Raw genomic sequence first — 13,291 nt, forward strand, 5'->3', positions numbered from 1 at the left:
CAATCATTATTGCTTTCTAAAAAAATGACCTTCTAATTGGATTTTTGCTCCAAATAGAAGGTCACAAGTCAAAATAACTATTTAATTAATCCACTTTCCTTTAATAAAAGCTCTAAATCACTACCCTTTATTGCCTTTAATACATTCTTTAAAAGTATCTTCTCCTTAAAGTCTAGAGGAAGCTCATCAACACTCTTTTTATCTACAGAGTAGTAGCACGCTCTCAGTAGCTCTCTAATATCATATTTTGATCCCCAAACCTCAGGCACACCTCTATCGACATTTAATAGAGTATAAGCTGCCTCCATACCAGTTCTAATAGAGTACTCAGTTGTGAAAATAGTATCTCTAGGAGTTTCAGCAAATTGACCAATGAAAGCAAAGTTTACAGCATTATCAACAACTACCTTAGGTCTATCACTCTCCTTTCTAGGCTGGAAGAAAGCATTAATATATGGCATATAGCAGGTAGTAGTATTACATGCATTAGCAGCCTTAGCTTCAATCTTCGATTGATCAAGACCAATGTGGTAAAGCCACTCCTCACAAACCTCCTTACCACTACACTCTCTCATTGGCTTTTTAATCCAGTTACCCTCTTTATTAGTATTTAGTGAGTAAAGCCAAATTAAAACTGTATTCTTATCTTGACTCTTGAACTGTGGCTGACGGTTGATAGTCCAAGATAAATACCAATTTTTTGTACTATCCTTAACTGTTACAATACCACCTGTAGTTACTTTTCCAGAGCGAGGATCTCTCTTACAGATATTCATTATCTTATCGATTATCTCTTCATCACTAGTTGCTACAGTTGCACTCATCCAATTAGTAGCATTAATGTCAGAGCAGAATGCATCAGGGTTTCCATATTCACCATTAGTAGCTTGAGACGCAATATTCTTCCACATATCCCAAGACTCACCACTACCATTTTTAATATGTGATAAATCAGGTGCATGATCTTGGTCTCCATAGCAGGATGTATCTGTACAGCATCCATTAGTAATAAAAACTAAATCATCCTCACAGAGGTCTATAGAGCTTTCTTTACCATCCTTAATATAGATAATTTTCTTAGCAACTCTCTTACCATCAATATTATCAATAATTACATTTTTAACATCAAAGCCATACTCAATCTTAACACCACCCTGCTCTAAGTATTTTACAAGAGGGAGTATCATAGATTCATATTGGTTATACTTTGTGAATCTTAATGCTGTAAAATCAGGAAGCCCATCTATATGGTGTACATATCTACATAGATATCTCTTCATCTCAAGCGCTGAAGCCCAAGGCTGGAAAGCAAACATTGTTTGCCAATAGAGCCAGAAATTAGTTTCAAAGAAGGATGCAGGAAGAACCTCATTGATCTTCTTATCCTCTAAATCCTTTTCAGGTGTGATAAATAGCTTAGAAAGAGCTAAAGCAGAGTCCTTATCCAAGTTAAAAAGCTTATCTGTATGAGCATCCTCACCACAATTAACAGTTGCTCTACAAAGTGAGTAGTTAGGATCCTTCTTATTTAAATAGTAATACTCATCGAGTACGCTTAGCCCTGGGTTCTCAATAGAAGGCACAGAGCGATAAAGGTCCCACATACACTCAAAGTGGTTATCCATCTCTCTACCACCTCTCATGTAAAAGCCCTTAGTTACATCCTTTCTACCATCACAGCTTCCACCTGCGAGCTCTAGCTTCTCAAGTAGGTGGATATGCTCACCCTTCATTTGACCATCTCTTAATAGATAAAAGGCAGCAGAAAGTCCTGCGAGTCCTGTACCAATAATATATGCAGACTTTCTATCAACTCCCGCTGGCTTCTCTGGTCTTGCAAATGCTTCATAATTTCCTGCTGAATAATACATCTTAAATCCTCCATAAATTCTTTATGGCTAAAAGATAATCTTGTAGGAAAAAGAAATGTATAAGCAATAATTTTAACTTGTCAAATTATGTGACAAGTTAAAATCATTGGGGTCTTTTTAGACAAAACTAGTAATTTGTATAGCTTAATACGCGGCATTAATTAAAGCCTTTTGAATAGTTCCATGGATAATTGAATCAAGCTTATTAACAATTAACGATGCATCCATCTCCATACCCTTATCTATCCAATCAAGGACGAGACCAACAAAGGAATATTTAAAGAAGTTTGCGACAAATAGCTTATCCTCATCACGTACCTTAAGCTTTAGCTCCTTAACCTTTTCCTCAACTACCGCATTAAGTAAATCAAGAGTAATACTATATAGGTACTCTGTAATATACTCTCTTGGTACATGATGATAGATATTTAAGATGAAAACCTTATCCTTTTTAATAGTTTCAAAAACAGCTAGATAGCCCTTTTGCCACGTTGAATAGGTTTTATTACCCTTAACTAATTTTTCAGCATCACTAATAAGTGTCCACCGAACTAAATCAATTATATCCTGAAAATGGTAATAGAACGTTTGTCTATTAATACCACATCTAGATGCAATATCTTGAATTGTGATCTTATTAAGAGGCTTTTCTAAGACTATCTCCTTTAAAGCATAGGAGATAGCCATCTTAGTTGTATTACTGCTCATATTTAAGGTTTATCATTTACTTAAATTGAATGCAAGTTTATGTTTATTTTTCAAAAGCCTCTATCTCTTCTCTTTTACAAGAAACAAATAGCATTTTAATTAGTGATATAATCATCAATATTACTAAAAGTGCAATAACAGTACCTAAAGCTACAACTATATATCTAACGCCATCATTACCCTTAGCGCCTGATGCATATGCCATTAATAGAAATGAGAGTAAGCCAATAGCACAGCCCCATACAATTTTTAATCTTGCAGGAGCCTCATCACCTATCTTTTTATCCTTCATGCATAGTGCTGATAACACAGTAATTCCATTATCTGCAGAGGTTGAAAAGGAAATTAGCATAATAAATAGATTAATAGGTATTAATAGCTTATATAGAGGGAGGTTTTGCATAAAGGTCCAAATACCCGCATAGGTTCCATCTTTAGCTATAGCACCTGCTATATCTGCAACCCCTGTTAGTTGCCAATTCATAGCACAGCCACCAAATACAGAGAACCAAACAAAAGCAAAAATACTTGGCATAATCCAGTTAACTATTAAAAACTCTCTAACAGTTCTTCCATATGAAATCTGTGCAAGGAAAACACTTGTAACTGGTGCATAAGCAATCCAAAAGGCCCAAGTATAAACTGTCCACCATTTAACTAATCTCTCACCTCCAATACTACCTGTATCAAATAGCCAGAATGAGATATTTTTCATCCAATAGCCAATTGAGGAGGTTGAAGTATTTAGGATATATGCAGCAGCTCCTCCAAACACAAATACAAAAGCAAGTAGGAGGATGTAGAATTTAAAGTTTAAGCTTGCAAAGAACTTTATCCCCTTATCAACTCCACTTAGTGATGAGCATAGATATAGTATTGTTGAGATAACCATTATGATAAACATCAACGTTACACTCTTAGGAATGCCATATATGTTTTGTAAACAAATTGTTACAAGACCTAAAAAGGTTCCAAGGGTACCAACTGAGCCAAGTGCAAGAGCTAAAACTGAAAAGCAATCTACAAGAGTAGAAATCACCTTATTGTGAATAAATCTTCCTAATACAGGCTCTAAGGTATTTGAAACTGCTAATGGCTTCTTTCTATTAAAGCAAGTATAAGCAATACAAACTCCACATACTCCAAATACAGCGTAAGGTATAAAGGTCCACTCATGGAAGGTTCTTGCTAAGCCAAACATAACAGACTCAGGAGAGCCTGGTTGGATGCCATATCCATCAAGCTCGCCCCATACACTTTCCATAAAGATTACAGGCTGAGAAATACCTGAAGAAACTATAGTAGCACCAAGTCCACCAGTTAATGTCATAGCAAACCATTGCCAAAAAGGATACTTAGCTTTAGCATTTGGACCACCAAATCTAATATTCCCCTTCTTTGAAAAGGTCATAATAATACATAGAACTAGTACTACAACAAATATTAGCTGAAACATCCAGCTAAGATTTGTATATGACCAATCAAAGGCAGCTTGGAAGGTATTAATTAGGAGATGGTTATTAATTAAACCAATAATACCAGCACCTAAGACAAGAACAAAGGTTGGAATAAATACTGACTTTTTAATCTTCTCTTTCACTATTTAACATCCTTATAAAAATCATGAACATGCTTAATTAGCTCTTCATTATTTCTTCTTCCAGGATGAGCTTCCCTCCAAGCCTTAATAGAATCAGCAAGCTTATTAGCAGCTAGAGCCTCCTTTTCCTTAAAGCTCTCATCCCTATTCCAAACAATCTTTCCATTTACGATAGTAGTAGCTACATAATCTCTTGTACCCTTCTGAACTAGGAGACGAAGAGGATCAACATAGCTATCTGCATATGGCTTATAGAGCATTGAGGAATCAATTAGTACTAAATCAGCTTTAGAGCCTTCCTTAATTACGCCCTCAGATAGACGAGCATTATCAACACTCGCTCCACCTACTGTAGCCATCTTAAGAACCTTCATGTAATCAACCTCACCATCTACACCAGTTTGTGAGTTATTGAGCCATGCAGTACGAATCTCTCTAAGGTAATCTTGGTCATCATCATAGGCACAGCCATCAAGACCGATACCACAGGAAACGCCTAATCTATGAGCTGTATGAATATCAAAGGAGCCACTTCTTAATCTAAGATTTGAGGAAGGGTTATTTACTAATTTAGCACCACTTTGACTAATTAATTTAAAGTCCTCCTCATCTAAATAAACACTATGAGCAAAGGAAACCCATGGACCTAAGAAGCCGATATCATTGTAGTGCTTAATAAAATTCTTATTCCAAGTACGCATTGCATACTCTCTTTGATATTTAGTCTCCAAAAGATGGAGGTGAATATACATATTATGTGATAGAGCATAATCCTTCATTGCAAGAAGCGCTTCATCACTACACCACTGACCACCATTTGGATGGAGCTGCAGCTCTGTCCAGCCAGAAGCAATTTCATCCTTTAAGCTATAAGCAATATCTTCAACAAGCTTAAAATACTCATCAATAGACATTATCTTATCCTTAATCCCAGCTCTAAATGGCTTTCCGATCTCTTCAGGAAGACTATCTAAGAATTGCTCACGGTTATAGTAAATTCTCTTATTTTGGTCTAAATACAATGGGCATAAGATACTTCTAACACCAGCATCCATATAGCCATGAGCGGTATCAACCATCTCTTCTTTGATATTTGCAAAACTATTTGGGTTATGACTATGAAGAACTGTGCCAACACCAGTTGATACTAATCTTAAACCATCGTAGTAGCATGCTTCATAGTGAGGAATACAAGGTAATTTATTTAAATCCTGGAGCCACATCTCAAGAGCTCTATCAAAGGCATCAAAAGCAACAGGAGATACTCCTCTACCATGGTCATGCGCATTAGTAAAGGCAGGAAGTAATAAAATATCATCACCACCAATAACTGGTAAGCTATTATATTTATTTAAAATCTCATTGCTCTTACCAATTTCAGCAATTCTTCCATCAGAAATATATAGAGCTACATCACTATTTACTTCGCTACTTTGACCATCCCAACAGTACTTTGATTTAATTATATATTTATCCATTTTTACCTCTAAAAAAATAGACGACCCCTAGCACACCTAAGAATCGCCTTTGATTATTATTACTTTGCTGTAACTTCAGCTGGTTTTTTGTAGTTAAAATATAAGCAAGCCTCTGTACCACCATCAACAACAATTGGTTGACCTGTGATAGCACGAGCTTCATCACTTGCAAGCCACATAGCAGTTAGAGCAATATCCTCACCCTTAATCTTATATAGAGAAGGCTGATATCTATCAAGGAATCTCTCACGAGCTTCACCCTCAAAGCCTTTGTTGAGAGGGGTATCAACAAAGCCTGGACAAATTGCATTACATCTTATGTTGCTTCTTGCAAAGTCCACTGCTATAGATCTTGTTAAGCTTAAAGCAGCTGCTTTAGCAGCAGAGTATCCAATCTTATTAGGAGTTGGGCGTAAGCCATAGGTACCAACAGTATTAAGAATTACACCACCACCCTGCTTTTCCATGTAAGGAATTACAATATGACAAGCAATAAATACAGCCTCCATATCGATCTTCATTACCTTTCTAAAATCCTCGATAGTTGTAGTTACTGCTGTACCAACAGGGCTAATACCTGCATTGTTGTAAAGCACATCGATAGAGCCAAAGGTTTCATAGATATCCTTAAATACCTCTGACATTCTCTCCTCATTTGTGATATCAGCTACATAGGCTTTAGCAATACCGCCCTTAGCAGTGATCTCACTTACAGTCTCTTCAGCGCCCTTTGCATTAACATCGATAACACATACCTTAGCGCCTTCGCTTGCGAACATAACACATGTTGTTTTGCCCATTCCTGAGCCGCCACCTGTGATAGCGACAACCTTATTTGTAAAACGTGCCATTATTATCTCCTATCAATTACATTACAGGGAAAAGAGTCATAGCAATTCCAACACCAAATACAAATCTAAATGCTGCTGAAATCATACCGACCTTGAAAATAGTCTTCTGTGAGTAACCACCTGTCTGCATAGCCATTGGGATAACTGGGTTTGGAAGTGGTGTAATAAGTGAAGACATTGATGCAAGTGAACAAAGAATTACACATCCTCTTGGGTCCATACCCATACTACTTAAGGAAAGTACAATAATAGGAATTAATACTGTTGTAACTGCCTTATTGTATAAAAGTGATGTCATAATGAAGGATGCTAAGAAGATAACAGCACCAATTACATAGGAGTTAGTAGCATTACCAAGTATTAGCTTAATAAACTCACCAAGATATTCTGCTGCACCTGTTGTACTTAATGCTGAACCAAGTACTGTTACACCTGCATATAGAAGAACCATTGGCATATTCATTGCTGTAATTGATTCCTTTTCTGTTAATACTCCAGAGACAACAATAACTACTGCACCAGCAAGAGTAACAGCCCATGATGGAAGGCCACACATAAGACCAATTACTACTGCGATAAATACTCCGTAGCCTAAGAACTCTCTTACAGGAGAAAGCTTCTCTTGCTTCTGAAGCTGACCTGCTTCCTCAAGAGTTGTTACAGGGAACTCCGGCTTGTCAGGTAAGAATCTTGGAATGATGAAGATAGCAACAAGGAAGGTAATAATACCGGTAGGAAGGAAAACTAGAGTTTCAGACCACATATTTAATGAGTTCTGGGTCCAGCCATAGGCCTCGAGGTATCCATTCTGAGTTACGAACCAAGCAGCATAAGGACCAATAGGTTCAATGATAAAGGAACATGAAACAGTTACAATAGCAATTGGATAAAGCATCTTAGTTGGACTAATGTTCATCTTCTTACACATATTTTGAACGAGTGGGCAAACCATAGCAAATAGAGCAGCTAAGGATGGTACAAACTGTCCAAGTATCATAGTTACTAATGCATAGGATGCAAGAATCTTAGTAAAGGATCCATCATTTACCTTGTAAAGAAGGTTTGAAAGGTGGTTAACCATCTGTGTTCTTGCTAAGCCTGCAGCAACAACAAACATTGAAGCCATTGTAACTACGTTGTTATTACCAAAACCTAAAAATACAGTCTCTTTATCAACACAGCCAGTTACAAATAAAGCAACGATAACGCCCATACAAGTGTATGCCATTGGTATTTTCTTGATGAAAAATAAGATAATCATCGCAAGGAATATCAATAGACAAATTGCCATTGTACTCATTTTCTCATATCTCCTAGATTTTCTTTTATTTTGGGCAACATAATAAAGAAAGTGGGAAGTACGTGTAAAATACTATTTTTGACTGATAATTATTCCTTTTTTACATATCAAAATAAAAATAAGAACACATAAAGATAAAATAACTTTTTGTTTTAAAATGATTTACTTTTTCCACAAAAAATATAAAATTATCTATAAAAAATTATCGCTTTATAATTAAAAAAAAATCTAACCCCCTGGAGTAAAGATGAATATTGACTATGATTACTATCGTCGATTTTACTATGTAGCTAAATATAGAAACCTATCGCTAGTTGCAAAGCTTCTAAATACTAATCAACCAAACCTCTCAAAGCTAATGAATAAGCTTGAAGAGCAGATGGGCTGTAAATTAATGATAAGAACAAATAAGGGAATAAAGCTAACTGAGGAAGGAGAAAGATTATACAACCACGTTGCTATTGCATATAACGAGCTAAGAGCTGCTGAGGCAGAGCTCTCTAGTGAAAATGATATGTCATCAGGAATGGTATGTATCGGCTCAACATACACAGCCCTTGATTACGTAATTTCTAACATATTAACTAAGTTCAATACTCTATATCCAAACATCAAAATATCTATTTCAGATAACACAAGTGAGAAGACTCAAGATATTTTAAAGCAGGGACTTATTGATTTTGCAATTGTTGATTCTCCTGTAAAGGAGAACTCTCGCTTTAAGCAAACAATAATAGAGCGCTATGAAGAAATACTAGTAACAGCTTCCTCTAGTAAATTTAGTGATTTAAAAGCGATAAGGATTAAAAAGCTATTTTCACTACCAGTTATCGGCTTTTCTGATTACTTTGGTGCCTCTGATTACCATAGACAATTCTTTAGTGAGCAGGGGTTAGAATGGAGCCCTGTAATTGGTGTTACAAGCTATCCACAAATACTCTCAATACTATTAAAGGGAACTGGTGTTGCTTTTCTACCTAACAAAATAGCTAAGCCATATATTGAAAAAGGAATTTTAAACGAAATCAAAATAGAAAAATTAGATCTCCCAAAAAGAGAGATCGTATTAATCGAGGATGTCGAGCAACATAGTAGTATTGCTGCAAGAAAATTTATCTCTATGCTAAAGAGCTAAGAATTAGGATGCATTTGGAACATCTGGTGGTAGAGGAAGTAGAGAGATAATCATTAAAAGCTTATTTAAAGCGTTCTCTACACCCTCCTGCATAGGAAGTGTATCTGCACTATTTCCCTCTAAGGACTCTAGATGAAGACCAAAAATATCCATTATAGGTGGGTTTTCTGGCATATCCTCTTCTGTTAATAGCTCAGGCATCAATGATAAATCATTTAATTTAGAGCACCTTCTAAACTCAAGTCCTCTCTTAGTTCTTGTTGCAGAAGCACCAAAAAGACGACAAAGGAGTGGACGAGCCTTATAGATAGAGCACTTACCACCCTCTCGAGATAGATCACAAAATGGACATTGGATACTACCCTTAGTAAAGCTCATTAAGGGTCTTACATCCCTACCCTGTACAAAGTAGGTATATGCTGCAATTATCAAGGCCTCTGAGGAGGTTACTGGAGGAGTAAAGCCCTTACAGCACTCGCCACAATCATGAGGACATGATATATGTGCCTTTTGTGTAAAATCATCAAATGCATGCTCTATAGAGTCATAATATGAGCTAATAGCATCAAGCTGAGTGCCAAGAGAAGTATCCTCTAATCTCATGATAATATCATCTAATTCTTTCATGAAAAAATCATATACTACAAGAAAAAAAACTTAATCAAGTAGTTTAAATAATTTTTTTTAAAATTTTAAATGTATCTATCATAACAAGATAAAAGATTTTTTTATAATATAAAAATTTATTTTAAATCAATCGAGTAGGTAGGCCCCGTTGGGGCTTTCCTCTCACACCACTTATACCGACTTTTGGATTATCCCGAAAAACATCAAAATACCAAGGAATCATTGATATAAATCGGGATAATAAAACTATATTGGTCTTTGGAGGACCAATATATGTTGATAAATAAATTATCAGATAGAGCTATGAAAATAATGGAATCATCAGGCTATACTCAGCTTACTCTCGATTCCATATATTCCTATAGCTTTAAACCCATTCTTGACTACTATCTGACTAAAGGCATCGAAAACTATAATCCTGAATTAAACGGACAGATTGAGCCAATGTATTTGGAACAGTTCCATAATGGTACTATTTCAAGACACACTTATTATAAAAGATTAAGAGGAATAAGGATACTCAAGGATGTATACGAAACAGGAAATTATATATGGGAGAAATATACAGATAAAATATTGGAACCGGAAGAAGAGTTTTCTCTAACCATTTCAGAACATCTTTCAAAAAGAAATATATGTCCAAAGAATCTAAGACTTGAAAAAATATATTTAAGTGAATTCTCAAAGTTCTGTTCTAGTAATGGCGTTGACAAACCTGAGGACATAAATGGTGAGATAGTTCTAGGATTCATTAAGTTCAAGGGTCTTGGTATGACGGTTGGACTGGAAAAAGTCTCAACAGCCTTATCTAAATATTTATTATCGCTGTTTGGAAAAGAAATTATCACACATGATCTTAGTGCGATAATTAAAATTAAAAGCGGCAGAGAGTTCAAAGTCAAACTACCATTTAATATCGATGTGCTAAACAGGCTCATAGCTTCTATTGATACCGATACAGAACTTGGTAAAAGAGATTATGCCATAATCCTTCTTGTTTCCTACACAGGGATAAGGTCTTGCGATATTATTAATCTCAAATTGAATGACATTAGTTGGAAAGACAGAAGTATCAGTTTTGTTCAAAATAAAACTGGAATACCACAATCACTTCCTTTAAATAAAGAGGTGTGTGATGCCCTAGCTGATTATATCCTTAATGGGAGGCCAAAGTGCGGTCATTCATATGTTTTTGTAAGAGAACTGTCGCCATTTAATAGACTTCATGACAGCTGTGCACTAAATTCAATGCTCAGAAGAAGACTTAGTGATATAGGAATTGAGCGCAAGCCTGGAGATGGTCTTACTATTCATGGCATAAGAAGAGCGCTTGGAACACAGTTGATAAAATCTTCATCCCCAATAAACACTGTAGCTCAGGTTCTTGGTCATCAGTCAACCAGAGCTACAAGACAGTATATATCTGTTGATATAGAAGGATTAAGGATGTGTGCCCTGTCATTTGATTCAATCGGGCATGGAGTATCTTTATGAAATACTGTTGGGAATATACGAGCGATTATCTGGAGTACAGAAATGGTATAGGGCTGGATGTGAAAAATCCTAAATACTTCATCAGCGTTTTTTCCAAATATCTCAAAGAGAATCATCCCGTGGAAACAATTCTCAAAAAAGAAATTACTATGCCATGGTGTATAAGGAAAGAAAGTGAGAAAAGCTACAGTTACAGAAAAAGAATATCGGAACTCAAGCAATTTACATTCTATCTTTATGGAGTTGGTGCCAGTGATTTTGTTCTTGATACATCTTTTCTCCCTAAAGCAGAAACATACATACCATATATCTTTAATGATGATGAGCTGATTAAACTGTTTAATTATTTCATAAAGAAAAGTGAGGATGATCCAGAATCCATCAGTAAAAAAGAACTTTCGATAATCTACAGACTTATATTCTTTCTTGGCTTAAGACCAAATGAAGGAAGAGAGATTAAACTCGAAGACATAAACTTTAAGGAAAACTACATACTTATCCGGAAGAATAAAACTCACAAGGAAAGAATAGTAGCTATGTCAGATGATGTTGTGATGATGCTCAAGGAATATATGAAATACAGGATTTCCATATATCCTCACAGCGAATATCTGTTTCCCAACAAAAACGGCAACTGTCACGATAGAAAGTGGCTGTCTGATAATTTTCGGGAAGCGTGGAAATGCACAAAATCAGCTGAAAACAGTGCCAGAGTTCGCGTGTATGATCTCAGACACAGATTCGCAACCACTCTAATGATGAAAATGGCCGATGAAGGAAAAGACCTTTACAACCTGATTCCTTACATGAGTGCCTATATGGGACATGCACATTTTGATGAAACCATGTACTATATTCATCTGTTGCCAGATAAACTTACTGATTCCAAATCCATAGACTGGGAAAAGATGAACAACGCCATTCCTGAGGTTAAGAAGATATGAAAAAGGAATCTATCATATTCTTCAGGCTGATTAGGGATTATCTGGATGTATTTCTCATCAATCAGAAAGGCGCAAGTGAACATACAGTAAAATCTTATAAGCAGACATTAAACCAGCTGTTAGACTACCTTGCCAAACTGTTTAGTATTAAACTGTCAGAACTTTCTTTCGCCAATATCAGTGTAAAATCAATTGAAGGTTTCCTTGATAATGGCGAAAAGATATTAGGATGGAGTGCCAATACAAGAAATCAGAAGCTTGCAGCTGTAAAGTCTTTCCTTAATTATTCAGCCAATCACGATACTACTTTAACTGCATATTATCTTGAAATAGGAACCATACCTTTAAAACATGTTCAGAAAGGACCAAATATTGATTTCTTTTCAGAAGAGGAACTGGGAATACTATTGAATCAGCCAGATCAGACAGATAAAAAAGATATTAGAAATATGACGATGATGGTTCTTATGTATGATACAGGATGTAGAATTCAGGAGCTTCTGGATCTAAGAATAAAGGATATAAATATTGATGAGAAATGTCCTTGTGCGACCGTTACCGGCAAAGGAAAGAAGACAAGAATTGTGCCTTTGATGGAAAAAACTGCAGAACATTTAAAGAATTATATGTCTCTATACCATCCCGATAATCAAAATGATGATGAACTTCTGTTTTATACAATACACAACGGAGAGAAAACTCCAATGTCACAGGATAATGTTCAAAAGTTTATTGATAAATACTGTCAGATGGCAATCAATAAAGGGTTTAAAATCCGTAGTCATATCTATTGCCATATATTCAGACATTCAAGAGCCATGCACCTGTACAGAAATGGAATGGCGCTTCCTTTGGTTTCTGAATGGCTTGGACATGCACAGATTAACACTACCAGAGAGTTCTACGCCAACGCAGATGTTGAAATGAAGAGAAAAGCTATCAATGAAGCTACATCGAAAATCAATCCAGTTAAATGTAAAGACTATGACTTTGACTTTGATAATGATGATGAACTTCTAAGAAGGCTCTATGGCTTAGTATAAAAAAATTATCCCGATTTATATCAACATTTTCTTGGAATAATGATATTTTTCGGGATAATCCAAAATTCGGTATAAGTTCTGTTATCCCGAATTCGGGATAACAGAACCGTACGTACCGGTCTGGTATACGGCGGTTCAAATGAATACAAACTCCGACTGAGAGTTGTATGTCCTATCCAATAGGCGTCTTTCTCTGTGAAGACGCTTATATTCTCCCTCGATATCAACCAAGTTGAATTT

General features: G+C 35.9%; 11 protein-coding genes. 4 read left to right on the plus strand and 7 right to left on the minus strand.

The features are described 5' to 3' along the window. Positions 1 to 77: 77 nt before the first annotated feature. The 6 genes from FYJ80_RS07715 to FYJ80_RS07740 form a co-directional block, all read right to left on the minus strand. Positions 78 to 1,871 carry an oleate hydratase gene (locus tag FYJ80_RS07715; RefSeq protein WP_154425661.1) on the minus strand — a complete coding sequence of 598 codons (1,794 nt, stop codon included), beginning with the start codon at positions 1,869 to 1,871 and terminating at the stop codon, positions 78 to 80. 144 nt (positions 1,872 to 2,015) lie between these two features. Then, entirely contained in the window at positions 2,016 to 2,579 is a 564-nt protein-coding gene (locus FYJ80_RS07720; protein WP_154425663.1) for a TetR/AcrR family transcriptional regulator, read from the minus strand. Positions 2,580 to 2,622: 43 nt separating this feature from the next. Further along, entirely contained in the window at positions 2,623 to 4,179 is a 1,557-nt protein-coding gene (locus FYJ80_RS07725; RefSeq protein ID WP_154425665.1) for a BCCT family transporter, read from the minus strand. Next, on the minus strand, positions 4,179 to 5,657 hold the full coding sequence (locus tag FYJ80_RS07730) for an amidohydrolase family protein (RefSeq protein WP_154425667.1): 1,479 nt from the start codon (positions 5,655 to 5,657) through the stop codon (positions 4,179 to 4,181). Before FYJ80_RS07730 ends, FYJ80_RS07725 begins: the two co-directional genes overlap by 1 nt. A gap of 59 nt (positions 5,658 to 5,716) precedes the next feature. After that, positions 5,717 to 6,508 carry an SDR family NAD(P)-dependent oxidoreductase gene (locus FYJ80_RS07735; protein WP_154425669.1) on the minus strand — a complete coding sequence of 264 codons (792 nt, stop codon included), beginning with the start codon at positions 6,506 to 6,508 and terminating at the stop codon, positions 5,717 to 5,719. 16 nt (positions 6,509 to 6,524) lie between these two features. Beyond that, a complete protein-coding gene (locus FYJ80_RS07740) occupies positions 6,525 to 7,808 on the minus strand; it encodes an SLC13 family permease (RefSeq protein ID WP_154425671.1) in 1,284 nt (427 codons plus the stop codon). A gap of 247 nt (positions 7,809 to 8,055) precedes the next feature. Between FYJ80_RS07740 and FYJ80_RS07745 the strand changes: the two genes are divergently transcribed. Further along, positions 8,056 to 8,943: a LysR family transcriptional regulator gene (locus tag FYJ80_RS07745; protein WP_154425673.1), complete on the plus strand. Its 888-nt coding sequence runs from the start codon at positions 8,056 to 8,058 to the stop codon at positions 8,941 to 8,943. A gap of 3 nt (positions 8,944 to 8,946) precedes the next feature. Here the strand turns inward: FYJ80_RS07745 and FYJ80_RS07750 are convergent, their stop codons facing one another. Further along, positions 8,947 to 9,570: a YkgJ family cysteine cluster protein gene (locus FYJ80_RS07750; protein WP_154425675.1), complete on the minus strand. Its 624-nt coding sequence runs from the start codon at positions 9,568 to 9,570 to the stop codon at positions 8,947 to 8,949. Positions 9,571 to 9,843: 273 nt separating this feature from the next. Between FYJ80_RS07750 and FYJ80_RS07755 the strand changes: the two genes are divergently transcribed. From FYJ80_RS07755 to FYJ80_RS07765, 3 genes are read left to right on the plus strand one after another with little or no spacing between them, the layout of a single operon-like run. Further along, a complete protein-coding gene (locus FYJ80_RS07755; RefSeq protein WP_154425677.1) occupies positions 9,844 to 11,064 on the plus strand; it encodes a tyrosine-type recombinase/integrase in 1,221 nt (406 codons plus the stop codon). Beyond that, positions 11,061 to 12,008 carry a tyrosine-type recombinase/integrase gene (locus FYJ80_RS07760; RefSeq protein ID WP_154425679.1) on the plus strand — a complete coding sequence of 316 codons (948 nt, stop codon included), beginning with the start codon at positions 11,061 to 11,063 and terminating at the stop codon, positions 12,006 to 12,008. Before FYJ80_RS07755 ends, FYJ80_RS07760 begins: the two co-directional genes overlap by 4 nt. Further along, positions 12,005 to 13,051 (plus strand): tyrosine-type recombinase/integrase, encoded by a 1,047-nt coding sequence (locus FYJ80_RS07765; RefSeq protein WP_154425681.1) that lies wholly within the window; start codon positions 12,005 to 12,007, stop codon positions 13,049 to 13,051. Before FYJ80_RS07760 ends, FYJ80_RS07765 begins: the two co-directional genes overlap by 4 nt. Positions 13,052 to 13,291 lie beyond the last annotated feature (240 nt).

Source organism: Bullifex porci, from assembly GCF_009695635.1.
GTDB classification, from domain to species: domain Bacteria; phylum Spirochaetota; class Spirochaetia; order Sphaerochaetales; family Sphaerochaetaceae; genus Bullifex; species Bullifex porci.